General features: G+C 57.5%; 20 protein-coding genes. 12 read left to right on the top strand and 8 right to left on the bottom strand.

Annotation, left to right across the window (positions count from 1 at the left end; all coding sequences use genetic code 11):
• Position 1 precedes the first annotated feature (1 nt).
• Both M017_RS0108935 and M017_RS0108930 read left to right on the top strand, forming a co-directional pair.
• Positions 2-853 carry a glycerophosphodiester phosphodiesterase gene (locus M017_RS0108935; protein WP_031497473.1) on the top strand — a complete coding sequence of 284 codons (852 nt, stop codon included), beginning with the start codon at positions 2-4 and terminating at the stop codon, positions 851-853.
• 89 nt (positions 854-942) lie between these two features.
• Entirely contained in the window at positions 943-1,800 is an 858-nt protein-coding gene (locus M017_RS0108930) for a DUF2306 domain-containing protein (RefSeq protein ID WP_051669706.1), read from the top strand.
• A gap of 3 nt (positions 1,801-1,803) precedes the next feature.
• Here the strand turns inward: M017_RS0108930 and M017_RS0108925 are convergent, their stop codons facing one another.
• Both M017_RS0108925 and M017_RS0108920 read right to left on the bottom strand, forming a co-directional pair.
• Entirely contained in the window at positions 1,804-2,811 is a 1,008-nt protein-coding gene (locus tag M017_RS0108925) for a HEAT repeat domain-containing protein (protein WP_031497469.1), read from the bottom strand.
• 18 nt (positions 2,812-2,829) lie between these two features.
• Complete coding sequence (locus M017_RS0108920) at positions 2,830-3,951, bottom strand: MFS transporter (protein WP_031497468.1); 1,122 nt, start codon at positions 3,949-3,951, stop codon at positions 2,830-2,832.
• Here M017_RS0108920 and M017_RS0108915 point away from each other — a divergent pair.
• From M017_RS0108915 to M017_RS0108900, 4 genes are all read left to right on the top strand, one after another.
• Positions 3,923-4,339, top strand: a complete 417-nt coding sequence (locus M017_RS0108915; protein ID WP_155121316.1) for a hypothetical protein — start codon at positions 3,923-3,925, stop codon at positions 4,337-4,339. The two genes, M017_RS0108920 and M017_RS0108915, sit on opposite strands and share 29 nt — an antisense overlap.
• Before the next feature lie 489 nt (positions 4,340-4,828).
• Positions 4,829-5,377: a PEP-CTERM sorting domain-containing protein gene (locus M017_RS0108910; protein ID WP_031497465.1), complete on the top strand. Its 549-nt coding sequence runs from the start codon at positions 4,829-4,831 to the stop codon at positions 5,375-5,377.
• 321 nt (positions 5,378-5,698) lie between these two features.
• Positions 5,699-6,223 (top strand): PEP-CTERM sorting domain-containing protein, encoded by a 525-nt coding sequence (locus M017_RS0108905; protein WP_051669705.1) that lies wholly within the window; start codon positions 5,699-5,701, stop codon positions 6,221-6,223.
• A gap of 164 nt (positions 6,224-6,387) precedes the next feature.
• Complete coding sequence (locus tag M017_RS0108900) at positions 6,388-6,927, top strand: PEP-CTERM sorting domain-containing protein (RefSeq protein ID WP_080507589.1); 540 nt, start codon at positions 6,388-6,390, stop codon at positions 6,925-6,927.
• A gap of 71 nt (positions 6,928-6,998) precedes the next feature.
• Here the strand turns inward: M017_RS0108900 and M017_RS0108895 are convergent, their stop codons facing one another.
• From M017_RS0108895 to metK, 3 genes are all read right to left on the bottom strand, one after another.
• Positions 6,999-8,327, bottom strand: a complete 1,329-nt coding sequence (locus M017_RS0108895) for a Gfo/Idh/MocA family protein (RefSeq protein ID WP_031497461.1) — start codon at positions 8,325-8,327, stop codon at positions 6,999-7,001.
• A gap of 12 nt (positions 8,328-8,339) precedes the next feature.
• Positions 8,340-9,659, bottom strand: a complete 1,320-nt coding sequence (gene tig, locus M017_RS0108890; protein WP_080507588.1) for a trigger factor — start codon at positions 9,657-9,659, stop codon at positions 8,340-8,342.
• A gap of 96 nt (positions 9,660-9,755) precedes the next feature.
• On the bottom strand, positions 9,756-10,892 hold the full coding sequence (metK, locus tag M017_RS0108885) for a methionine adenosyltransferase (protein ID WP_202901677.1): 1,137 nt from the start codon (positions 10,890-10,892) through the stop codon (positions 9,756-9,758).
• A gap of 179 nt (positions 10,893-11,071) precedes the next feature.
• On the opposite strand from metK, the gene M017_RS0108880 reads away from it, so the two are divergent.
• Both M017_RS0108880 and M017_RS0108875 read left to right on the top strand, forming a co-directional pair.
• On the top strand, positions 11,072-12,685 hold the full coding sequence (locus M017_RS0108880; RefSeq protein WP_031497456.1) for a DUF885 family protein: 1,614 nt from the start codon (positions 11,072-11,074) through the stop codon (positions 12,683-12,685).
• Between the two features lie 217 nt (positions 12,686-12,902).
• Positions 12,903-13,229, top strand: coding sequence for a hypothetical protein (locus M017_RS0108875; RefSeq protein WP_031497455.1), 327 nt, complete (start codon positions 12,903-12,905; stop codon positions 13,227-13,229).
• Positions 13,230-13,409: 180 nt separating this feature from the next.
• Here the strand turns inward: M017_RS0108875 and M017_RS27530 are convergent, their stop codons facing one another.
• The gene (locus tag M017_RS27530) at positions 13,410-15,713 is read right to left on the bottom strand and encodes an outer membrane protein assembly factor BamB family protein (protein ID WP_051669701.1); all 2,304 of its coding nucleotides are present in this window, start codon (positions 15,711-15,713) and stop codon (positions 13,410-13,412) included.
• A gap of 288 nt (positions 15,714-16,001) precedes the next feature.
• On the opposite strand from M017_RS27530, the gene M017_RS0108865 reads away from it, so the two are divergent.
• Genes M017_RS0108865 through M017_RS0108855 form a run of 3 tightly spaced genes read left to right on the top strand, consistent with a single transcriptional unit; the run spans position 16,002 to position 17,939 of the window.
• Complete coding sequence (locus M017_RS0108865) at positions 16,002-16,964, top strand: sigma-70 family RNA polymerase sigma factor (protein WP_035957744.1); 963 nt, start codon at positions 16,002-16,004, stop codon at positions 16,962-16,964.
• A 60-nt stretch (positions 16,965-17,024) separates the two neighbouring features.
• On the top strand, positions 17,025-17,444 hold the full coding sequence (locus tag M017_RS0108860) for a VOC family protein (protein WP_031497451.1): 420 nt from the start codon (positions 17,025-17,027) through the stop codon (positions 17,442-17,444).
• Positions 17,445-17,456: 12 nt separating this feature from the next.
• The gene (locus tag M017_RS0108855) at positions 17,457-17,939 is read left to right on the top strand and encodes an SRPBCC family protein (protein WP_031497450.1); all 483 of its coding nucleotides are present in this window, start codon (positions 17,457-17,459) and stop codon (positions 17,937-17,939) included.
• A 22-nt stretch (positions 17,940-17,961) separates the two neighbouring features.
• Here M017_RS0108855 and lptB read toward each other — a convergent pair whose 3' ends face one another.
• Entirely contained in the window at positions 17,962-18,708 is a 747-nt protein-coding gene (lptB, locus tag M017_RS0108850) for an LPS export ABC transporter ATP-binding protein (protein ID WP_031497448.1), read from the bottom strand.
• A 26-nt stretch (positions 18,709-18,734) separates the two neighbouring features.
• On the bottom strand, positions 18,735-21,020 hold the full coding sequence (locus tag M017_RS0108845; RefSeq protein WP_031497447.1) for an LptA/OstA family protein: 2,286 nt from the start codon (positions 21,018-21,020) through the stop codon (positions 18,735-18,737).
• A 367-nt stretch (positions 21,021-21,387) separates the two neighbouring features.
• Between M017_RS0108845 and M017_RS0108840 the strand changes: the two genes are divergently transcribed.
• The gene (locus M017_RS0108840) at positions 21,388-23,850 is read left to right on the top strand and encodes a CHAT domain-containing protein (RefSeq protein ID WP_031497446.1); all 2,463 of its coding nucleotides are present in this window, start codon (positions 21,388-21,390) and stop codon (positions 23,848-23,850) included.

Here is a 23,850-nt window from a genome sequence, read left to right as displayed (position 1 = left end):
GATGAAAATTGCGCTGCTGCTACTCTCCTTATTGTTGAGCCTCGAAGCTAAAATTCTGGTGCATGGACATCGCGGCGCCCGTGCAGCAAGACCAGAGAATTCCATCGCTGCCTTTGAATACGCGATTGCGCAGGGAGCCGATTTTCTCGAACTCGACCTGGCCGTCACCAAGGACAATGTCCTGGTGGTCAGTCACGATCCGCAGTTGAATCCAGCCATCTGTATGGCACCCGCAGGCTTGCCGCTGGTGATTCGCGAATCGACGCTCGCACAGATCAAGCAATGGGACTGCGGCTCAAAGCGGAACCCTGAGTTCCCCCAGCAACAGACCATCCCCGGCACTCGCATCCCGACCTTCGACGAAGTGCTTGCACTGGCGCCCAAAGGGAACTTCGGCTTCAACGTCGAGACCAAGAGCTCAGCCTCGAAGCCCCAACTCACACCGCCCCCGGCCGAGTTTGCACGCATGGTGCTCGATGCCGTTCAGAAGCACAAGCTGGAATCGCGCGTAATCATCCAGAGCTTCGACTGGCGTACCCTCACCGAGTTGCGGAAGCTTTCGCCAACCTTGCATCTTTCCGCCTTGCACCCCACCGGCATGGCAGAAGCAGTCGTGAAGTTGGACTATGTGCAGGCCGCGAAAGATCTGGGCATCGATATGGTGAGCCCACACTACCGCCTGACAACCAAGGCCCGGGTGGACGAAGCACATGCCGCCGGAATGAAGGTGGTTCCTTGGACGGCAAATGATGTCAAAATCTGGGATCAGCTCATTGCAGACGGTGTCGATGCAATCATCACTGACGACCCGGCCGCGCTGATCGCCCATCTGAAGGCAAAGGGGCTGCGCTAGGCACGCGTCCAGCCAATTCTCTTCGGAACTTTTCTCCCGCAGCCTTCGTTGCTAACAGCGTATCGAGTGAGACTTGCTGGAGGCTGGCCGTGATCCATCGTTCCGAGGAGTTCGCCCTTTCCGGCGCAGCAGAAGCATTCCCGTCACCAACATGGGGCCGGACCGCCCAACACGCCCTGCGATTCGCCGCCGGATTCTGGTTCCTCACCGCTGTCCTCGGACAGTTGATTTTTGCCTTCTACATCGCGTTGTTCTATGGCCGGGCCACGGTACAGGGGGATCTCGCTCGCTGGAACCAGGGGATGCCGCACGGGTATCTGGCCGGTGATCCAGTAGGGAATTTCGCAGTCGGCCTGCACTTGTTCCTGGCGATCCTGATCATTCTCAGCGGAGCGCTCCAACTGATCCCGCAGGTCCGGAAATATGCCCCGTCCCTGCACCGATGGAATGGCCGGATTTACTTGCTAACAGCCTTCCTAATCAGCATCGGCGGACTCTTTATGGTGTGGGTGCGAGGTTCCGTGGGCGACTTATCCCAGCACGTCAGCATTAGCATCAATGCGCTGCTCATCATGACATGCGCCGCTTTCGCCCTGCATTATGCCCGGGCCAGACAATTCGGAGCCCATCGCCGCTGGGCGTTGCGATTATTTCTTGTGGCCGCAGGAGTTTGGTTCTTCCGGATCGGATTGATGCTGTGGCTCTTCGTCAACAAGGGACCAGTAGGCTTCGATCCACAGCGCTTTGAGGGCCCGTTCCTGACCTTCCTCGCCTTTGCACAGTATCTGCTGCCACTTGCGATTCTGGAGCTTTATCTCCGGGCCAAAGACCGGGGTGGGCCAGGCAGCAGACTGGCGATGGCCGGTGGGCTGACCATGCTTACCCTCGCGATGGGCGTCGGCATCGCCATCGCCACAATGGGCATGTGGCTCCCACGGCTTCGTTAAAAACTAAGCCTTCAGCTTCTTCCGAATCTTCTTGATGGTGTCTTCGCGCTGATTCGCGCTCCAGGTGTCCTGAATCTCTTGTTCGCTCAGATCGGCCACCCGCCCTAGCAGGATGTACGCAGGCAGAGCGTGCGGCAGGTGCTTCCACTGTGCCATCTCCGCCAGAGCCGGAATCCCGCGCTCCTTCATATGGCGAATCAGCTTCTCGTCCCGCTCTGCCGTCAGCTCGATCAGCAGATTCATCGCATTCATGCGATCTTTCCAGGCGACGCTATTCAGCATCTCGACAAACCAGGTTGTGAGAACGCGAATTTCGGCTTCTGGATGCTTGCGCGCGTAGGATGCCAGGGGAGCCAGACTGCGCAGCGCAGCCGCACGGACTTCTTGATCGGGATCGCGCAGCGCCAGTTGCAGATCTTCGATGATCGCCTGTGACTTGGGGCCATAGCCGAGGACTGTTGCCGCAACCCGGCGGTCATCAGGGTCTGCGCCTTCACGGAGAATCTCGCGCAAAATCTTCTGCTGGTCTTCTGCCATCGCCGGCAGGCGCATCTGCACCAGACGGGCTTCCAGGTTCTGCATCAATGCATAGCCCTGGCTCCAGTCCTCGCTAGTTTCGCCCACCCGCGTCGCTTCGGCGATCGCGGCAATCAGCCGGTTGTACATCGCCGTAACGTCCTCGGGCATCACGAGGGTCTCGTTCTTCGGTTCTTCGCGAATATCGAGGTGCGGACGTCCGCGCTCCTCGACGCCAATGTAGAAGATGGCTTTCCCCTGCTCACAGCAGATGGCTTCTACATTGGCCCGGGCGATGCCCTTGATGCCAATGAGAAGCTCTTCGAGATCGCCCTTCGAAGGAGGGAGGGGATCTCCCTCAGCGACTTTCAATTCTTTTCGCAACTTCTCGGTCGAAAAGCTATGCGCGCCATAGGAATCGATGATGCCGATACGCGGACCAACCGGATCGGCCGCGTACAGGCACGCGAGTCCTGTCAGAAGGAAATACTTCACTCCCCCATTCTGACGTGTTTAGAGCGCCAGGGTTACGAGGAACATCAGGACGCCTGCGCAAGGCAGCAGCAGCAGCGCCTTCTTGAGGCCAGTTGCTTCCCCGCCCGCCACGCCGCCAATGATCGGCGAACTGGTCACCAGACCCAGCCAGCCGCAGGTGACTGCGACGCCGATTGCGGTAGCCGTACCGGTGGTGAAGGTTGCGCCCACCATCGACAGTGCTGTCGGAAACACAGGAGCCATCGCCACACCGGCAGCAAAGACCATGGCCCAGGCCATGTTCGCATCCTTAAACTGCAGCATCAGATACGTGGTGACTGCGATACCGATCGAGGCGCCCATCAAAATCTGTGCGTTCGTAAAGCTGGCGAAGATTCCGGTGGCCACCACCAGGCGTCCTGCCAGCAGGCCGAGGGCGAAGCCGAAGGAAAGAATGTTCAGTGCCTTCTTCTCGTTGATGCCCTGTGCGATCAGATGGCGTACCACCCAGTTCCAGACGCCCACTTCGCAGGCGACATACAGAAACAGCAACAAGGCGGGGAGAAAGAGGCCGGGGTTCATCAACAGCGCGGGGACGTCGGAGAAGTGGAACTGCACCACGCCGGTGGGCACCGGCATGTCGGTCACCGAGTGCAAGCCCAGCGTGATCACCGTCAGCACTGCCGTCAGGTTGCAAAGCTTGAAGGAGTTGCCACCCAACAGGTTGGCCGCAATAAACGGAGTGGCAATGCCGCCCAGCCCAAAGAAGGTATTGAAGCCATTGAACAGCGCCGTGGGGTTGTCTGTCTTTACATCGTTGACCAGCGCATTAGCGCCCGCGACAATAATGCCGCCGCCGATTCCCAACACCAACATATAAATGCGAATCGTACTGAAGCCCTTCGACTTCGGCAGTAGGAACAACGCCAGGGCAATCAAACCAAGTCCCAATACCAAGCCAACTTTTTTGCCCTGCAGATCGATCAGTGGACCTTGGAGTAGCGAGCCAATCACAAGTCCGATCGCCTGCATCGTCGCGATCGCGCCATTTTGCGAAGGGGTGAGACTGAAGCGTTTGGAAAGATCGGGCAGAATACTGCCGAGCATCGCTGCAATCATTCCGTAGACAAAGATGGCCATCACGGCCGCAACAATGAGCATGTTGGAGGATTCCATAAACGCCTTAGGCTATCACAGCAAGGGTGGCAAAGAACTAGCCCTCAGATCTCTCCCTTGGGATTTTTATTTAGCATGCCTAATCGTTGAGAAAGATTCCGTCGATACAGCGCTGAAGATCCTTCTTTCTCTTCCCGTCCTCTATCTGGCCTTGGCCTGCCAGTTCGACGGCACCACAAGCGACGCGCCCACTGAAAAGCAGCAGTTTGAACTCGTCACCTATGTAGAATCCTTCCAGGTGAGGTTTCATGTCTTGGAGTTCTCTGTTTCCGAAAGCGGATCTTATTCTTTCGAAGAGACTCCCACTTGGGACAATTACACCTTTCTCTACCAGAGCAGTTTTGACCCAAGCGCCCCCTCACAAATTTCGTGATCGGCAATGACGATTCTGATATTGCGCCCACAGGTTCTGGATTGAACCAATCTTGAGTCGCCGGGGTCAACTACTTTTTTATATCGACAGGCTTGACCATGACCCACTATGGCGCTTTCAGCCTCACGATTCACGGCCCGGAGATATTCTCCTCGCCGTCCCCGAACCTCCACCTTCATCAGGGGCGCCGCCTGCGCCGGGCTTCTCTTCTTTTTACGCCGCAAGCGTTAAAACGCAAAAAGCGGACAACGCCATTTGACGCCGTCCGCTTTTCCATCTGCGGGAATCCCTGAAGCAATCTTCCCCTGATTCGCCTTCCCGTCCCAGAACACGGCTCTCCTTCTGCCGGTAGCGCTGGTCACTATGGCAGCATCGCTCGATCCGCAAAGCGAGCTTAGCCTACCGGAATATCCCGTACAAAGTCGAATCGTGCGGGTACGGATAGACCAAAGTATTCAAAATCAGTCCGCCCTACGCTCAGGGACAGATATGAGATACCTCACTTTTCCTGTCCTCTGCTTCGCCTTCGCCTGCCAACTGGCCAGCGCGGCTACCCTCACGATCAATGGATCTACCCTTGGCGACCCCAGATGGAATCGCCCACGGGAAGACGGCTCCTCTCTGTCAAACGTCGGCACAAACGTGCGATTTGATGTGATTAGTTTCTCCGTTTCCCAGAGTGGAAACTATAGCTTCCTGGAGGTTGTCACCGGCTCAGACTGGGATAACTATATCTTTCTCTACCGGACCTCGTTCCACTCCTCAACACCCTTGGTCAACTTCATTCGCGGGAATGATGACATCTCCGGGCCGGGCCATCGTTCCGGGTTTACGGAGAACTTGACGGCAGGTACGCTCTACTTTTTGGTGTCTACCGGTTACGACAATTCAGATGCGGGTAATTTTACCCTCACCATCAACGGGCCCGGCTCGATTAACGCCTTCACCCCGGCAGCAGTTCCCGAACCATCCACACTCACGATGGGTGCCGTAGGCATCGGACTCGTGCTCTTCCGCCTGCGCAAAAGAAAGAGTTAAGCACCGGCCAAGAGGCGGCAGTGAAGAAGTATGGTTGCAAACAAAGAAGGGCGGCGCCGATGGCGCCGCCCTTCTTCAACGATGTAGCACGGAATCGAGCTGATCTTCAGCGTGTGCGCCTTGGCATCCCAGAATGCGGCCTCCTGGCGATAATGTGACCCGGGATCGCGGCAATTTGTCCCGCACGCGCCAGAACGATGACCTTCGCCTTCCCCTGTCTCGCTTCAAGATCGTCCGAACGCCCTCAGATACCGTCCCTAGATTTCTATTAAGCAAACCTAATGCCTGGAAGGCATTCTGCCGAGTTATATACACATCTTTATGCGATATCTTTCCTTGCCCATCCTCTACCTGGCCTTGGCCTGCCAGTTGGCCAGCGCCGGAACGCTTGTCATCAATGACACCACAACCGGCGCGCCCACTTGGAAGCGGCCGTTTGAACTTGGCACCTATGTAGAATCCTTCCAGGTGAGATTTCATGTACTGGAGTTCTCCGTTTCGCAAAGCGGCTCTTACTCCTTCAACGAGACTGCAACTTGGGACAATTACACCTTTCTCTACCAGAACAGCTTTGACCCAAGCGCCCCCCTCACGAATTTCATGATCGGCAATGACGATTCTAATATTGCTTCCGAAGGATCCGGGTTTAACCAATCTCTAGTCGCCGGAGTGAACTACTTTTTCATATCGACAGGCTTCAACGTTAACCACTACGGCGCCTTCACCCTCACGATTGACGGCCCGGGAGAGATCTCCCTCAGCCCGGCAGCCGTTCCCGAACCCTCCACCTTCGCCATGGGCGCGGTCGGCGCCGGACTCCTCGTCTGGCTGCGCCGCAGGCGATAGAACGAAGTCTGCGTTGGTGAATCGATTCCGGGCAGATCCGTTTTGCCGCCAAAAAGCTCACTTGCAACTTCTTGATGACATTTCCGGGCTAGCCCGGTGGGACTGACCGGCTAAGCACAAGCTTCGGGACCTGTAGGGTAGATCCACCCTACACTCCAGAAGCGATGAGACATTTTACTTTCCCTATCCTTTGTCTGGCCTTTGTTTGCCAACTGGCCAGCGCCGGAACCCTTAGCTTCGACGGCACCACAGCCGGCGGTCCCACTTGGAATCGACCAGATGCATACGGCTTGTATCTTCCATCTGCAGGAACCGACGTGAGATTTCATGTCTTAGAGTTCTCCGTTTCCGAAAGCGGACTTTACTCCTTCCTCGAGACGACTGCAGGTTGGGACAATTTCACCGTTCTTTACCAGAACAGTTTTGACCCCGGCGCCCCCCTCACGAATTTCATGATCGGCAATGACGACTACCTTGGATCCAACGGAGATTCGGGATTTGACCACGTCCTCGAGAGCGGCATCCATTACTTTTTCGTATCGACAGCCTTCAGTGAGAATTCATCGGGCGCCTTCGCCCTCACAATCACCGGCCCGGGAGAGATCTACCTCGGTGACCCGGCTGCGGACGTGCCGGAACCCGCCACCTTCGCCCTCAGCGCGGCTGGCGCCGGGCTCCTCGTCTGGCTGCGCCGCAAGCGCTAACTCTCCCGAAAACGCAAAAAGCGGACAGCGCCCTCTGGCACTGTCCGCTTCTCCATTTACAGGAAAACTGCTTAGCCGATCTTCAGCTTGTTCGCCTTGGCATCCCAGAACACAGCCTTCTTCTGGCGGTAGCTCTGGGTCGCCATATGACCCGGAATCGCCGCAATCTGGCCTGCGCGCGCCGGAGCAATGGCCTTCGCCTTGCCCTGCACCGCTTCGAGGAAGTTCTTGACGTGGTCTGCGGTCGCGTCCGGCTGGTTGAAGTCCTTCAGGTAGTTCATCGTCAGTGGAGCATGCGGCGAGAACGGCTTGATGTTCCTGATGAACTTCGGCTGCGGATTGAAGTACAGATTCTGACGGTCCATCACTTCGATGGTGCCCTTCTGCCCCATGAACTGTTCGCCGTAACCATACTGGTCGTTGCCAAAGAAGCACGAATAGTTCAAGTGGAACTTATTCGGATAGTCATACAGCGCGCTCATCGTATCGGGCACTTCGCGATCGTCCGGAGCGCCCCACTGGTAGATGCCGCCCGAGGCCATGCAGCTATTGGGCAGTTCTGCCTTCACCAGCCCGCCGACCACAAAATTCGTGATGTCGGTCTGGTGCACCAGAAGATCAGTGGAGATACCGCCCGAGTAGTCCCAATAGTTGCGCCACTGGAAGTAGCGGCCCTTGTGGAACGGAATGTTCTTATGTTCGGCCGCCTCAAGGAAGCGCCGCCAATCGGTGTTCTCGGGAGAAGCGTCTGCCGGCACAATGTAGCGCCAGGCCGCCGGAACACCCTTCGCCGGATCCACCGTCTGATCGAAGTTGCGATACCAGAAAGCGCGCGTGTAGTGGATTTCGCCGATGTAGCCGTCTTCCACCATCTTCTTCGCCTGGATGTACAGCTTGTTCGAGCGATTCTGCGTACCCACCTGGACAACAACATTGGTCTTCTCGGCGAGCGCGACAATCTCAAAGCCTTCTTCGATCGTGTGTGCGATCGGCTTTTCGAGATAGATGTGCTTCTTCGCCTTCAGCGCCGCCATCGCCATCGGATAGTGCCAATGCTCGGGCGAGGCGATGAAGATCACATCCACATTCGGGTCATTGATAACATCGCGGTAATCCACCGAGGTCTTCGGCGTGTTCTTACCCTCGGTCTGCACGATGTCCTTCGCCTTGGCTAGATTGCCCTGGTAGGTGTCGCAGACATGCGTCACCTCGACCATGTCCTTGGAAAGCAGGTACATCTGCTTCATGACATGCTGGCCGCGCATTCCGGCCGCGATCCAGCCGACGCGCAATCGATCATTCTTCTGCGCGCTTGAGGTGAGTACAGCCGGGCCCGCGCTGACAGCGGCGGCCACAGCAGATTGCTTCAGTAAATTGCGGCGTGACAGGTCTTCAGACATGGAATTCTCCTCTTAGCTCTCGCTCTCGGTCTTCTCTGGCTCGGTCGCTTCGATTGCAGGCGCGGGGACAGGGGTCACCTTGCGGGCAGCGTCGAACAACAACGCGATCGTCTTTTCGGTGCGAATGCGATTCGCGATCCGATCGAGTCCGCCATCTTTTTCGAGCTTCGCACGAACAGCAGCCACCGGCTCGCGCTGCTGGCGGGCGGCCCGCTGCACTTCGCGGTCCACATCGTCCTGGGCCACCGTGACATTCTCGACTTCAGAAATCTTGTCCAGTAGCAGGGTCGCCTTCACGTCGCGGATCGCGCGGTCTTTCTGGCTCTCCTTGAACTTGTTGATGTCCAGATTCAACTGGCGCGGATCGATACCCTGCATCTGCAACGAGCGCGCATAGCTCTCGAGTTGGATCTGCAACTGGCGATCGACATAAGTCTCCGGCACCGCGAACTCGTGGCTGTCGGCCAACTTTTCGATCAGCTTGTTTTTCGCGTCGTCCTGAGCGCGGAACTGGCGCTCGGTAAAAATGCTGGCCTTCACCTGCTCCTTGAATTCGTCGAAGGTACGGAAGTCACCCATCGACTGCGCAAACTCGTCATCCAAGGCCGGAACATCCTTGCGGCGGATGAACTTCAATTCCACTTCAAAAGTGACGGTTTTGCCGGCCAGACGCTCCTGGCCATAATCCTCACCGTAGCTCACCTGGATGTCTTTGCTCTCGCCCGGGCTCATGCCGACAATCCCTTCGGTAAAGGCGGGGATCGTATCGGGATTGCCCAGTTGCAGCGTCATCTCGGGGTTGCGCATCGGCTCGCCTTCGAGGCCATCGCCGCTCTCAATCCCGACAACGACATAGTCGTCCAACTGCGCCGGACGTGGGTCGATGTTCACGTAGTCGGCCTTGGAGTCGCGAATCTGCTCCAGGCGTTCCGCAATCTCTTCTTCCGTCACCTGCGGGTCTTCGTACTCCACCTCAAGGCCCTTGTATTCCTTGAGATCGAATTCCGGATGAACATCGAACTGAGCCTTGAACACCATCGGTTCGTTCGGTTCAAACTTCAATTCGGTGATACTGGGCTGACCAACGACAGCAAGCTTCTCTGCGGCGAAACGGTCGCTCAGAGCCTTCGGAATCACTTCCTCAATGACGTCCTGCTGGATCTCGTTCTGGAATTGGCTGCGGATGACGCTCATCGGCGCCTTGCCCGGCCGGAACCCTTTCAGTTGGGCTTTCTTCTGGATCTTGGCGAGTACCGTTTCGGTGGCCTTGGCGATCTCCTCAACCGGGACCGTCAACTCTAATTCATGCCGGCAACCTTCAATCAATGCCATATCGATGAGCGCTCTTTCTTCGCGTAATACTGACTACAAAATAATGGGGCGATGCTGGTGTTTCCCCGCATCGCCCCCTATGTTCATCCGGGATGCCTAAACCGCAGCGGCTTTCAGCGCCGCTGCCTTATCGGTCTTCTCCCACGTGAAGGTATCTTCCGTGCGGCCGAAGTGGCCAAACGCTGCGGTATCGCGATAGATCGGACGGCGCAGGTCGAGAGACTCGATAATGCCCTTGGGGGTGAGCTTGAAATTCGCGCGAACGATTTCGGTCAACTTCTCGCTCGAAACAGTGCCGGTGCCGAAGGTGTCCACGAGAACACTCACCGGCTCGGCCACGCCGATGGCGTAGGCAAGCTGCACTTCGCAGCGGTCGGCAAGGCCGGCAGCCACGATGTTCTTTGCAATGTAGCGGGCCATGTAGCAAGCGGAACGGTCTACCTTTGTCGGATCCTTACCCGAGAAAGCGCCGCCACCGTGACGGCCCATGCCACCGTAGGTGTCGACGATGATTTTGCGGCCGGTCAAGCCGGTATCGCCATTGGGACCACCGATCACGAAGCGGCCGGTCGGGTTGATGTGGATTTTCGTGTCGCCGTCCACCATGTCGGCGGGCAGAACCGCGTCGATGATCAGCTTCTTCACGTCCGCGCGGAGCTGTTCGGTGCTGACGTCGTCGCCGTGCTGCGTGGAAATGACCACCGCATCAATGCGCACTGGCTGGTCGCCGTTGTACTCGACGCTCACCTGGCTCTTGCCGTCGGGACGCAGATAGCTCAGCGTGCCGGCGCGGCGCACTTCGCTCAACTTGCGCACCAGCTTGTGCGACAGGATGATCGGCAGCGGCATCAGTTCCGGAGTCTCATTGCAGGCATAGCCGAACATGAGGCCCTGGTCACCGGCGCCACCCGTATCCACGCCCATCGCAATGTGCGGACTCTGGCGCTGGATGACGTTCAGAACGCCACAAGTGTTGCCGTCATAGCCAAAGGCGGCATCGTCAAACCCAATCTCTTTGATTACTTTGCGAGCCAAATCCGGAACGTCGACATAGGTCGTCGTCGTGATTTCGCCAGCCACTACGCAGATGCCGGTTGTCACCAGTACTTCGCAAGCCACTCGCCCCGTCGGATCTTCGGCCAATACAGCATCAAGTACCGCATCCGAGATCTGATCCGCCATCTTGTCGGGGTGACCTTCAGTCACCGATTCCGACGTGAAAATTCGCTTTATTGCCTCAGCCACTGAATTGATTCGACTCCTGCTCTTTGGAAATTAGCCACCCGCTGAATCATGCCCGTCTGGGCCTCAAGAGGGTTGCCATGTTCATACACGGCAATTTGACGAGGGACCAATCCTCTATTCTAGACCCTTGGCGAGAAGATGGTCAATTCTGTCACTATGAAGGACACATGCGTCTCTCGGTTCTTTTCATCGTTGTGTTGCTGTGCCCCCTCGCCGACGCCGCCCCCCTCACCCACGGAGATTTGCTCCGATTCTTCTCGGAATGGCGAGAATTCCAACAGCCGAAAGTCAAGAAAAACGTCCCCGATTACACCGCTCCGGCCATGCGCCGCCAGCAGGGAGAATTAAAACACTGGCAGGAGCGCCTCGAAGCCTTCGACATCAGCAGTTGGACCGTCACCCAGAAAGTGGACTACAACCTGGTCCGCGCAGAGATGAACGGCCTCGATTTTGACCACCGCGTCCTCCGGCCCTGGTCTCGCAATCCCCTCTTCTACCGAATTATTTTCGACAGGGAATCGGATACCCCGCTTCCCGAGGGTCCCTCCATGTACGGCACCCTCGAACTGTGGTCCCTCAAAATGCCCCTGTCCCCAATGGACGAGGCATATGTTCTGGGTAAGTTGCAGGCGATTCCCGCCATCCTCAAGCAGGCCAAGTCCAATCTGACCGAAGACGCCAAAGACCTTTACACCATCGCCATCCACGCCAAAAAGCAGGAGAGTTACGTACTCGCTACCGTGGGACGCCGCTTTGGTGAGACGAATTTCAAACTGGTGCCCGCTATTCTGCAGGCCCAGGCCGCCGTCGACGACTTCATCAAGTGGATGGAGGGCAGGGTCAAAACCATGAAGACAGGATCTGGGGTGGGTGTAGTGAACTACAACTGGTATCTCAAGAATGTCCACTTGAACCCCTATACCTGGCAGCAGCTCCTCCAAATCATGGAGCTGGAGCTGGAGCGCAGTCTCGCCGCCTGGAAACTGGAAGAACACCGCAATCGGAATCTCCCCGTCCTTGCCCTGCCGGCAACAGCCCAGGAATATGACCGCCGTAACACCGAAGCAATCGACGGATTTATGAAGTTTCTACGGGAAAACGAGATCTTTACCGTCCCGGCGTACATGAATCTCGATCGCCTGCGGGGCAAAACCACCCTGCTTCCCAAGGCGGCTCTCGACATCTTTACAAACGTCGATTATCGCGATTCCATGCCCATGAAGAGCCACATGATCCACTGGCTGGAAAAGCAACGTCTGGAGATTGAACCGCACTACAGCCCAATTCGTACGCGATTGCTTTACAACATCTGGGATGGTCGGTCCGAGGGCCTTGCCACTGCCTGGGAGGAGGCCACCATGGATCTTGGGATTCTCGACCAGCGCCCCCGCGCCCGCGAGCTCGTCCACATCCTGGCGGTCGTCCGCGCCATCCGCGGCATCGCGGACCTAAAGTTCCATAGCGGCGAATTCACCCTGGAACAGGCGATGAAATACATTGTCGACCACACACCGAATGGCTGGTTCCAGCCCAATGGCGACACGATTTGGACGGACATGAGCATTTACGCCACCCAGCCCAGCTACGGCACCACCTACATTGCAGGAAAGGTCGCCTTCAACAAGCTGATCGCCGACTCCGCGCGCCAGAACCCCCAATCGTTTCAGTTCAAGGACTTCATGGATCGCTTCTTTGCCTCCGGCATCATCCCGATGTCTATGATTCGATGGGAGATGACCGGAATCGAAGACGAGCTCAAGCAGCTCGAAGCTCGCCACTGAGGCCAGGGAGCAAACTCCTTGGCCCTGCCAAGCGATTCATGAAGGGAAAAAGGGAATTCGTGCTACACTTCCGCAGGTTCTCCGATGTTCCCTTCTGCGCTTCCCGATCCAACCGCAGCGGAGATCCGGACGCAGCTTGATCGCATTCTGAGCAGTCCGGAGTTTTCGAGGGACTCGTGCCTGCTCCGTTTTCTGTCGTTGGTCGTCGAAACGGCCCTTGCCGAAGGCTTGCCGCCAGTCTTCGATCCTGACATCGACCTCGAAGTCTGGCTACTGGCGGCCCCTTCCCGACGGCATCGTTTATCTCGACCCTATCAGCGCCGGTACCCCGACCGATGACCGCAATACTCCACGCAGTATTCTGTTCTACGACTTCAAGACCAAGCGCTCCACTTCCCTCGGCGAAATCTCGGGTGCCTTCAATTTGAACTCACCCGGTATAAACCCCAAACAGCGGCGCATCATCTTCGCCCGTCTCGACGTCTCAGAATCCGATATCGAAGCCTTCGACTGGTCCTACTCACTAGCTGCGATGTCTCAATAAGCGACCCAAGGAAACCAGGGGGGATTCCCGGCTGACGATTCATCGTCGACAGCAACAAACAGCGCTCAAAGAATCGCTGATACCCAGTCTGATCAAGATGCCACGGATGAACTTCGGGCTCTCTCCTGTCGCTACCCATCAGCAGATCCCTACTTAAAGGAGCTGCTGAGACTCTACATTCTAGTCGAGTGTAAAGGCCAGAATGTTGCCCCCTGCCGCAATCGCGACATGCTGCTTACCCTTCACCAGATAGGTCATTGGCGACGCTTTCCAGACCTGCCCCGTATTGAAATGCCACAGCGTCTTGCCCGTTTTCGCGTCGGCAGCCGCAAAATCGCCGCCGGACTGGCCATAGAACAACAAGCCACCCGCCGTCGAAAGCACTCCCGAGTAGTTGCTCTCCGGAGCCCCCACCTGCGGCACTTCCCACACCACCTTGCCGGTCTCAATATCGAGCGCCCGCAGGAGCTTCACCGCCGGATTGGCTGGGTCGCTATATGGGACAAACCAGCTCCCGCTCTGCCGATAAATATTGCAGTCCTCTACAGCCATCACGTAGAACAACTTCGTCGCCGGGTTATAGGCGGTGGAATACCAGTTTGTTGCCCCACGCACAGCTGGACAGGTGAGAATGCCGCCAATCGTCGGTTTGCTGTTGGGTGCAAGCATTGGTCGTCCCTTTGTATCCACCCCTGTAGCCCAGGTCAACCTTTTCACAAACGGTGTGCCTAAAAGGAACTCCCCCGTCGTGCGATCCAACACATAAAAGAAGCCATTCCGGTTTGCCTGCAATAACAGCTTGCGATCACGGCCCTGAAACTTTGCGTCCACCAATACCAGCGGCTCCGTCGCATCCCAATCCCACAGATCGTGCGGGGTGAACTGGAAGTGCCACTTCAGCTTGCCAGTCTTCGGATCGAGCGCCAGCACGCAGTTGGTATAGAGGTTATCGCCAATGCGTTCATCGCCATCCGTATCGGGATAAGGGTTCCCTGTAGGCCAGTACAAGGTATCAGTCGCCGGATCATAGGAACCTGTCAGCCAAGTAGCGCCACCGCCCGTTTCGATCGCTTTTCCCTTCCAGGTCTCAGAAGCAGGCTCGCCGCGCTTTGGGATCGTATAGAAGCGCCAAACCTCTTCGCCAGTCGTCGCCTGGTAGGCGGCAAGGAATCCTCGCAGCGGCGCATCGCCGCCACCAATTCCGGCCACCACCAGATCGCCCACCACCAGCGGGGCGGCGGTGGCTCCAAAGGCACCCGGCCCCTTCGGCATATAGTTCTGCCACATGAGCGCACCAGTATGCCGGTTCAGGGCAATCAGATGGGCATCGTCTGTCGAGAAGAACACCCGATCTCCGAGGATGGCCGCGCCACGCTGCGCGCCTTTGGCCGCATCGCCCGAAATCTTCGTCGCATCCCCACGCGGCCGCACATAGCACCAGATTTCGCGGCCCGTACTGCTGTCGAGCGCACACACCTGATTCGGCCCCGTAACGTACATGATGCCGTCTACCACCAGCGGCGTCGTCTGCAGACTCATGTGCGGCAGCGAATAGCTCCAGGCCGGCTTCAGCTTCGCAGCATTTAAAGTCGTAATTTGAGCCAGTTCGCTGTGCCGGTTGCCGCTCGGCAGGCCATGATAGCCGGGCCACTCGCCCGCGGCGGGCTTCTGTACGCGATCCCGATCCGCACGCGACACCGGCGCGGACTCCTGCGGCAGCGGTCCTTCCGGAATCCCGTTCAAGCGGCTCAGATAAGCGACCAGATTCCGCTTCTCGCTGTCATGGCCGCGATAGGCGGGCATGTAGGAGCCCTTTTCCTTGTCGACGCGTGTGTAATCTTTCTCCGTCAACAGCGTGATCTTGCCGTTGAAGTCCTGCAACTGCAGATCATGCGCTCCCTGGCTGCGTGCAAAGCCGCGCAGGCTCTTGCCGCTCTTCAATTGCACCGTGACGACGCCCCAGGGATCATCGGCACAGAAGGCCCAGCTCGGGCACGAAGCGCCATTGCGCTTCCCTTTGCGGGAGCTGGGGTTGCTGAGCGTTTCTTCGATCTCGCGCACGGTCATCTCGTTGCCCAGATTCGATAGATCGGGGCCATTCGAGGCGCCAACGCCGCGCACCATATGGCAGCTCAGACACTGGCCCGCAAAGATCTTCTGCCCCGCCTCCAGATCACCTGCGGGGTTTGCATCAAAGGCCGATGCATTCCAGGATCGGATCACCTTCGAGAGCGTATCGAGATCGGCGGCAGGCAGAGGGAAGGCGGGCATCCCACCGCGCGTGCCGTTGCGAATGATGTCACGAATCTGCGCCTCGCTCCTCGAACGCAGGGAGCGCGTGTCGATCAAATTGGGTCCGCGATCCGTGCCGCGCGCATTGTCGCCATGACAGGCCGCACACATCTTGCGATACGAGTCTGGAAGTTCTTGCGACGAGGAAGCAACAATCCCCAACAGCGCCAACCCAAGGATGCGAGAAAGCATAGACCCACGATCCTAACGCAATGCGTTGCACACAGCAGCGGAAAATGGAAGAATTCCACCACGCGCGCCGCGCTGCTGCTTCTCCCGCTTGTCTTGTTGGCTCCGAAGCTCCAGGCCTGTTCGTGCGACTCCTCGGGCAAACTTGCGACAAATATCTGCACTCCCAGGGACAGAGCCTCTCAAGCTCGAGATGCGAGTCACCGAGCCAGACCGTCTCATCGACGAGGAGCTTCGCCGTCGTGAATCGCGACAACCATCTCATCCCACCAGTGCTACCGTGCAAACAAGATGGAAGCCGCTCAACTCGAAGCTCACCGTGCCGCCCTCACCGGCCACTGCTACCGCATGCTTGGCTCGGCGGTCGATGCGGAAGACGCGGTGCAGGACACCATGCTCCGCGCCTGGAAGAATCTGGACAGTTTCGACGGTAGGGCCTCCCTCCGCACCTGGCTTTATAAGATTGCGACCAACGTTTGCCTCGACTCCCTAGCCAACACTTCCCGTCGCTATCGCCCCATAGAAGAGGGCCCTTGCGGAACTGTCCACGACACGCTCAGCGCCCGCCCACGCACCCATTGGCTCGAACCCGTTGCCGATCTCCGCGCCCTTCCCTCCGATGCCAACCCGTCCGAACTCGCCATCCTGCGCCAAAGCATCCGTCTCGCCTTCGTCTCGGCACTGCAACAACTCCCGCCCAAGCAGCGCGCGGCCCTGCTTTTAACAGAAGTATTGGGCTGGTCTGCCAGCGAAGCCGCCGCGAGCCTGGACACCTCCATCCCGGCAATCCACAGTGCGCTGCAACGCGCGCGAGCGACCTTGGCAAGCAACAAGAACGCTGCGCCGCAACCTCTCTCCGGAGATCAAAACACACTACTCAACCGCTATCTCACTGCTTTTGAGAATTACGACATCGATTCACTGGTCGCGCTACTCCATGAGGACGCAACGCTCTCCATGCCGCCCTACGACCTCTGGCTCCAGGGTCACGACACCATCCGCACCTGGCTGCTCGGCCGTGGCGCGGGCTGCCGCGGCTCCATCCTGCGGCCAACTTCCGCCAGCGCCTCCCCGGCTTTTGCCCAGTACCGCCCCCACCCTGCCGGGGGCCACACCGCCTTCGCGCTCATCGTGCTCGAGATCGAGAACGATCGAGTCCGGGCCATGAACTCTTTCCTGGACACCGAGACCTTGTTCCCCCTCTTCGGCTTTCCTCTTCAAATTTCCAACTCATTTTTTGCCGGGCACCGATGATTTCGAGTGCGGCTTCCGGTCTATCTCTATGCAGACGGAATTTCCAAAGGAGAGAACACCATGCCTAACCCCCGGCAGATCTACTTGAACCTGCCCACCCGGAACCTCGTCAAGGCCAAAGCCTTTTTTGAAAACTTAGGCTTCCACTTCAACCTGACCTTCACCGACGACAAGGCCGCTTGTATGATCATCAGTGATCAGGCCTACGTCATGCTCCTGCTCGAGCCCTTCTTCAAGACCTTCACCAAGAACGAAATCTGCGTCACAGCAACCCACACCGAAGCGCTGATCGCCATCTCTTGCGACACCCGGCGGGCCGTCGACGAAATGGTGCAAAAGGCGCTCGCCAGCGGTGGTAAAGCCGCCATGGAATCAAAGGACCACGGCTGGATGTACACCCACAGCTTCTACGATCTCGATGGTCACCATTGGGAATTGCTCTGGATGGACCCAGCGGGAATGCCGGCCGAAAAACAATAAGGAAGAAAGAACATGTCAAACTCTACACAAGCTCCCCCAGCAGGCAACCGCGAGTTACAACTCACCCGCCTGATCCCAGCCACCCCAGAAAAGGTATTCCGCGCCTGGACCGAACCGGAACTGCTCAAGCAATGGTTCGCCCCCCTCCCCTACACCACGCCGCACGCCGAAATCGACCTCCGTCCCGGCGGCTCCAGCTTTATCATCATGAAGAGTCCTGAGGGTGTCGAGCTTCCTAATCGCGGCGTCTATCTCGAAGTCGTTCCCAACCGGCGCATCGTCGCCACCGACGCCTACACCTCAGCCTGGGAACCCTCCCAAAAGCCCTTCATAACCCTGATCCTCAGCTTTGAGCCAGAAGGCGAGCACACCCGCTACACCGCCCGCGTCCTCCACTGGAGCGTCGAGGATTGCGAAGCGCATGAGAAAATGGGGTTCCACCAGGGATGGGGCCAAGCCACCGATCAGCTCGAAGCAGTTGTAGCCAAGCTCTAAGACAAAAGGCAGCGCGGATGAGTCAGTTCGGCCGAACCGGCTCATCCGGCAAATAGAAATTCTCGCCGAGATACACGCGCTTCACTTCCGGATCGCGGCCCAGGGATTCCGGGCTCCCCGCCCGGAAGATCTTCCCGTTATTGATGATGTAGGCCCGGTCGGTCACCGCCAGCGTTTCCCGCACATTGTGGTCTGTCATCAGAATCCCAATGCCCTGCCGTTTCAGGTCGCTGATAATCTTCTGCAACTCCAGCACCTGAATCGGATCGATACCGCTGAAGGGCTCGTCGAGCAGCAAAAAACTCGGCTCAATCACCAGGCTGCGGGCAATCTCCACGCGCCGCCGCTCGCCGCCGCTCAACATGTAGCCCTTGCTCTTGGCCACCTTCTCCAGGCCCAGTTGCTCGATCAGATCGCGCATCCGCTCCCGCCGCTTGCGCCCATCGAGGGGCAAGGTTTCGAGAATCGCGAGCAGGTTCTCCTCGACACTCAGCTTGCGAAAGACACTCGGTTCCTGCGGCAAATAGCTGATGCCCTGGCGCGCCCGCTGGTACATCGCCAGATCGGTGACATCTTCCTGATCGAGCATCACCCGGCCGCTGTCCGGACTCACCAGACCCACGATCATATAGAAGGAAGTCGTCTTGCCAGCTCCATTGGGGCCCAGCAATCCCACCACTTCTCCCTGCTCCACCGAGACTGACACCCCATCCACGACACGGCGTCCGCCATAGGCTTTAATCAGTTCGGTTGTCTTCAATGTGCGCAAGGGTTTGGTTCGCCTAATTTTCCAGCTTAGCGCTTCCGTTGCAGATTACTGACGGCAGGTTTTTTCTCTTCGCCATCGACAATCAATTTGTCGTTATTCGCAAACCAGGTCAGTTGTTTTCCGGTGGTGCGGCGCTGTTCAACACCCTTCACCACATCGAACATTTCCGGCTTGCCGCCTTCGAGCACCAGCTTGCCATCCGCCGTATAGTACTCGCCCGTTTCGCCATGCCCCTTCCGGACCCGAGTAGTTCCGGTCTCGACAATCTTCACGTCGCCATAGGCAAAGGTCTTCTCCACACCACCCGATGGCTGTTCATTGAACTTCTCGCTGTCGTCGTTATCGAGATAGGCCCGCAGGCGATGCGATTTCACTTCGAGCCCGGGCCGGTCCATCAGGACATTGCCCCGGTATTCCACCATCTTTTCCAAATCGGCATAGAACATCTCGCTCGCCTTCACGTGAGTGAGAATCACGCCGCCATTCTTCTTTGCGGCCGCGGACTTCTCATCCACCATCTGGTGCACGATGCCCCCATCGGCGCGCAGTTGGCTCAGCTTGCGATCGATATCGATGCGCGGCGCACGCAGGCGATTCTCGCCTTGCCACATCACAGCATTGCCTTCGTAGTGGATCTTCGTATTTTTGTCACGCATCTCCATACGCTCCGCCGTGGCCTGCGTCACCTCGCCACTCTTGCCGGTCTTTGCATCCTTTTCCCCCTCGCGAATGCTGCGCACATTACCAATCGCGATAAACTCGCCGGTCTTCTGATTCAGAATGATCTCTTTGGCATCCGTCGAACCGGTGGAATCCCAGGTCCGCGCGTTTCCGGTCATGGTGATGCGATCTTGCGCCGTTTCCTGTACTGCCCGGTCGGACTTTGCGCGCCGCTCGCCTTCCTGATACCGGAAGTCGCCGCTTTGCTCCAGACGCACCATCTCGCCCGATTTCGGATCAAAGCGCGCCTCGAGTTCCTTGCTCCAGGTGAGCGTTGGCGCTCCGTTCTTCTTCGCAGGCGTGATTTCGGGTTCCGTCCGCGTGGTCACGTTCGTACTTTTGAAGAGTTCCAACTGATTGTTTGCCGCATAGACGATGCTCATGCGCTCACCCTCCATGTGCCGCTTGCGTTGCCCGGGGCGGTTCGGCAGAAAATCGAGAGTCCCTGGAGCGAGCACTTCCACCCGCTGGATCTCTTCCCCGCCAGGCCTCATCTTCATCTCAATGCTCTCGCTGCGCAGCACCTTGGTCTCACCCGCTGGGGCGCCCGCCTTCACCGCAGGTGTCGATTCCACCACAGCCTTCCCATTGGCAAGCGCCCGCTCGAGCAGCGACTCTTTCTGCGTCACCAAAAAGAAAAGGTCGATGCGCTTGGCGGTGGTATTCGTTTTGCCGCTCTCGCCGGTGGTCACCAGCTTCGCCTCGTCTTCGGCAATCACTTTCTCGACATGCCCTTCGGCAGAGAAATCCACGTTCAACGTTTTGGCGGCATAATCCACCTGGCGTTTCGGCGTCAGGTCCTTGCCACGAGCATCGGCGGCAGCCACATGCCGGATCACGCCCTTCTGCAAGCTCACTTCACTAGCCGCCGCTTCCATCGAAAACTTGGCCTTGCGCATCTTCGACCACGGCATCAGATAGACCTTCGACTCCAGTTCCTTATAACGAACCTCGTCGCTCTCCACCTCAATGGCTTCCACCTTCGGGTCCTTGGGCTGCCACCTCAGATAGGAAGCGCGAATCAGATGCAATTCGTGGGTTTGTGGATCATACTCCGCCCCCATCGCATGGCCAGTTCCTTCGCCACCTTCCTGATGGAAGCGGAACTCCACCGCACCCTGACTAAACATCTTGCCGGTCTTGATTTCCAGGCTCGCGCCCTTGGCCTTGATTCCCAGAACTTTTCCGTTGCTCTCCTCGCCGGGGAGCGGCACGGCCATCTGCACCTCGACATCGCTGTCGCTGGCCAGCCGGCCTTCGTTCGGGTAGTAGTTCCCCTTCTCGGCCTTCACCAGGTCGAAGGTCTTCCCATCCTCATGAAAGAGGCGGAGCTCCATCTGGTCGAGCTCCATATGGGCAGGATCCTTGACCTCACGGTAGTCTTTCGCCCGCAACTCGGCGACAGTCCGGTTGCCCTCTGAGGTGGCGTAGACAAACTCCTGCGCTTTGGAATTCAGCGTGCTTGGAAGAGGTTGAGGAGGAGCAGCCGTGTTCCGTTTTTGGACGGCCATCTGACGCTGGTAGGTATACCAGACGTAGCCCGCGATCCCAAGAATCACGGCAACCAGAAGATAGGGTCCAACGCGGCGCATCCAGCCACCCCTAGCTTAGCAGGTCAAAATTCCGTCCAAAAACGCAGTCACAAGATTTTGAAATTTCTTTCCACCTTACTTTCAGTTACTTACAAGCCCGGTTGCACGCGGATGCCCAGCTTGTTTTCCAGCGATGTCTACCCTGAATACGCTGATCGAGTGTCATGCAACTACCAATTCACTTCACAAGGTATGACCATAATGGAACCCATTATTATTATCCCCCCCTGCTTCTAGTTTCATGTGCTAGTTCAATTTCGCACGATTCTGCAAAAACTGTGGAAAACCTGTCGAAATTTTTTAACTAAGCAAAATCTCTGATATATTCCTAGGAGTACTAAGCATTGGTACTCCTAGGTCTAACCAGATGCCGAACTCCGCTTCGCTCCTCAAACTCCTGCTTCTGGTCTGTCTTTCCGCCCGCATTTCACGCACAGATCCGAATCAAAATTTGGCGCAGACAGCATTTCCAGGCTCTTTGCAAATGTCACAACTGCGCGCCCAAGCGTATGAATTTGTACGGAATCAAGAGTTTACAAAGGCGATTCGAAGCTATCAAAAGGCCAGAGACCTGGCCTTGCAGCAGGACTGGCAAGAGCTGGCCATCCAGTTTCTAAATAACATTGCTGGCTGTTACTACTCTCTATATGCCTACCAGGATGCGATCCGTTCCTATCGCCAATCCTTTTTAGAAGCACGCAAGATTAGCAACCTTCAACTGGAAACTCTTGCTGCATTAAACATGGCAAGCCTGTATCTTGCCATTGGAGAAACCAAGAACGCAGCTGATATTCTGAATGAATATCCATTGGATGGCTCTACAGTAGCAGCGAATTCCCGCCTCGAAGTCTTTCTCATTCAGGCCAGTGTTTTTACAAAACTCAACAATACCGAAGCCGCTGATGCTGCTTTTGCGCGTGCCATGCGGGAGGCCGAACTCGATCCGCCGTCCGCCCCGATCCCGGTTTCCCACCGCAACGCCGATCGCTGGTCCGAAGGTCCCCGCGAGCTCCGCCGGGCTTGGGTTTATGCCGTCATTGGCGAATGCCTGAACTGGCGCGGCGACTCCCACCGCGCCGAGCCCTATATCCTCGAAGCCTTTCGGCTCCGTTCCACTTATCGCGAAGGTTCCAGCTTCCGCAGCATCCTGCAACTCGCCATGGTCCATCGCGAGAGACGCGATTTTCAGGCCGCGCTCCGCCTGCTCTCCGTATCCCGGCACGTCGACCCACCCAATCGGACCGTGATGCATGATTTTCTGCTCGATCGTGAAGTGGCCCGGGTCCATCTCGCCGCTGGCAACTTTGAAGCCGCCTTTCCCTACTTGCGTTCTGCCCTCTCGCAAGCGCGGCGCTGGCGGCTCTCGGTACTCCCCACCGACTCCGCATTCCTCAACTTCGAAGCCCATCTCAATACAGAGATCTATCGCAGCTTTCTCGATACCCTCTGTGCTGGAAAGATCGCCCTCAATCAGAAGTCCTTGGCCGAGGAGTCGTTCTGGGTAGCAGAAGAAGCGCGCTTTGCTAGCATGCGGGCCGCACAGCTCCCGGCGGCGGCTTTCGCCGCTCGCATGCCGGGTGGTTATTGGGCCAAATTCGCGGAATTGCAAAAGCTGCAAACAGCGGCCATTCGAGGGGATAAGAACGCTTCTGCGGCGCTCGGCCAGACGGAGCGGGCCCTAAACCGCATCGAAATGGAATCGGGTCTCTCCATTCCTCAATCCTCTTCCCAAGGCACTCCCGCCATCGCCGACTGGAAGCGCAATCTCCCCGCCGATGAGGTGGTCTTCTCCTACTATCTGGCCGAACCCTTCTCCCTGGCCTGGGTGGCCGATTCTCGTGGAATTCACGTCCGCCGCATCGCTGGCCGCGCCCAGCTCGCCAAAATTATTGAACAATTTCGCGCAGAGATCTTGAATTCATCCCAAATCGGAACAAACAATACCGCTTTGGAACTAACTAGACAATTGTTTGGAGATTATTTGTACTCCCACCACACTATCCAGTACTGGACTATGGTGGTAGACCAAGAGCTTGCGGCTCTCCCGATCGCGGCCCTCCCTTCTGGGATGCCGCGTTCCCGTTTTCTAGTGGAAGATCATACCCTCCGCATTGTCCCGTCCGCCATTGCCCTCCAAAAACCAGCCGCGAGCCCCTGGCGCCGCCAGGCCGTCGGCATTGCCGATGCGGTATACAACCGGGCGGACACCCGGCTGGCGAGTCACCAGCAAAAACCCGCCGACCTTTTAGAACTCAGCCGGCTGCCAGCCTCGGCCCGTGAATTGCAGAAGAGCATGACCGTGATGCAGAGCAATCAATGGGCGACTCAAAGCTGGATGGGCACCGACGCCACCGGGCAACGCCTGCGCAATGCTCTGCTCGAATCGCCGGATATCATTCATCTCTCCACCCACTTCGTTTCCGATACGGCACATCCCCAGTTGCTGTCCATCGCGCTGACACCCTCTGCCGGGCGTCACTCGCTGTTTAGCTCTCTGGACTTGAATGGCTTGCGTACCAATACGAAGTTGATGGTGCTTTCCGGTTGTAGTTCCTCTTCCGGCGCTGCTGTTTCCGGCATCGCTATTAATGGCCTCGCTCGTGCCTGCCTCATCTCTGGCGCCAGCACAGTCCTCGCAACGCTTTGGCCCACGGTTGATTCCGATGGACCAATTTTTCCCGTCTTCTACGGTCATCTCCTTCAAAAGTCCTGGAACCAGCGCTCTGCTGCCGAGTCTTTACGCGCTGCCCAGCTTGAAATGATCCGCCGCGGAGGATGGTCATCCCGGCCAGCCTACTGGGCTGCCTATCTCGCAATCTCGAAGGGTTGA

Origin of the sequence: Bryobacter aggregatus MPL3 (assembly GCF_000702445.1) — a bacterium.
Taxonomy (GTDB): domain Bacteria; phylum Acidobacteriota; class Terriglobia; order Bryobacterales; family Bryobacteraceae; genus Bryobacter; species Bryobacter aggregatus.
The sequence above is the reverse complement of the archived record's forward strand: the minus strand, read 5'-3'. Positions and strand labels throughout refer to the sequence as shown.

What these genes read in the sequence shown, in the direction of transcription:
- M017_RS0108935 (WP_031497473.1), top strand. Translation starts at nt 2, where the DNA reads ATGAAAATTGCGCTGCTGCTACTCTCCTTATTGTTGAGCCTCGAAGCT.
- M017_RS0108915 (WP_155121316.1), top strand. Translation starts at nt 3,923, where the DNA reads ATGGCCATCACGGCCGCAACAATGAGCATGTTGGAGGATTCCATAAAC.
- M017_RS0108920 (WP_031497468.1), bottom strand. Translation starts at nt 3,951, where the DNA reads ATGCTCATTGTTGCGGCCGTGATGGCCATCTTTGTCTACGGAATGATT.
- M017_RS0108910 (WP_031497465.1), top strand. Translation starts at nt 4,829, where the DNA reads ATGAGATACCTCACTTTTCCTGTCCTCTGCTTCGCCTTCGCCTGCCAA.
- M017_RS0108905 (WP_051669705.1), top strand. Translation starts at nt 5,699, where the DNA reads ATGCGATATCTTTCCTTGCCCATCCTCTACCTGGCCTTGGCCTGCCAG.
- M017_RS0108900 (WP_080507589.1), top strand. Translation starts at nt 6,388, where the DNA reads ATGAGACATTTTACTTTCCCTATCCTTTGTCTGGCCTTTGTTTGCCAA.
- M017_RS0108895 (WP_031497461.1), bottom strand. Translation starts at nt 8,327, where the DNA reads ATGTCTGAAGACCTGTCACGCCGCAATTTACTGAAGCAATCTGCTGTG.
- tig (WP_080507588.1), bottom strand. Translation starts at nt 9,659, where the DNA reads ATGGCATTGATTGAAGGTTGCCGGCATGAATTAGAGTTGACGGTCCCG.
- M017_RS0108880 (WP_031497456.1), top strand. Translation starts at nt 11,072, where the DNA reads ATGCGTCTCTCGGTTCTTTTCATCGTTGTGTTGCTGTGCCCCCTCGCC.
- M017_RS27530 (WP_051669701.1), bottom strand. Translation starts at nt 15,713, where the DNA reads ATGCTTTCTCGCATCCTTGGGTTGGCGCTGTTGGGGATTGTTGCTTCC.
- M017_RS0108865 (WP_035957744.1), top strand. Translation starts at nt 16,002, where the DNA reads ATGGAAGCCGCTCAACTCGAAGCTCACCGTGCCGCCCTCACCGGCCAC.
- M017_RS0108860 (WP_031497451.1), top strand. Translation starts at nt 17,025, where the DNA reads ATGCCTAACCCCCGGCAGATCTACTTGAACCTGCCCACCCGGAACCTC.
- M017_RS0108855 (WP_031497450.1), top strand. Translation starts at nt 17,457, where the DNA reads ATGTCAAACTCTACACAAGCTCCCCCAGCAGGCAACCGCGAGTTACAA.
- M017_RS0108845 (WP_031497447.1), bottom strand. Translation starts at nt 21,020, where the DNA reads ATGCGCCGCGTTGGACCCTATCTTCTGGTTGCCGTGATTCTTGGGATC.
- M017_RS0108840 (WP_031497446.1), top strand. Translation starts at nt 21,388, where the DNA reads ATGCCGAACTCCGCTTCGCTCCTCAAACTCCTGCTTCTGGTCTGTCTT.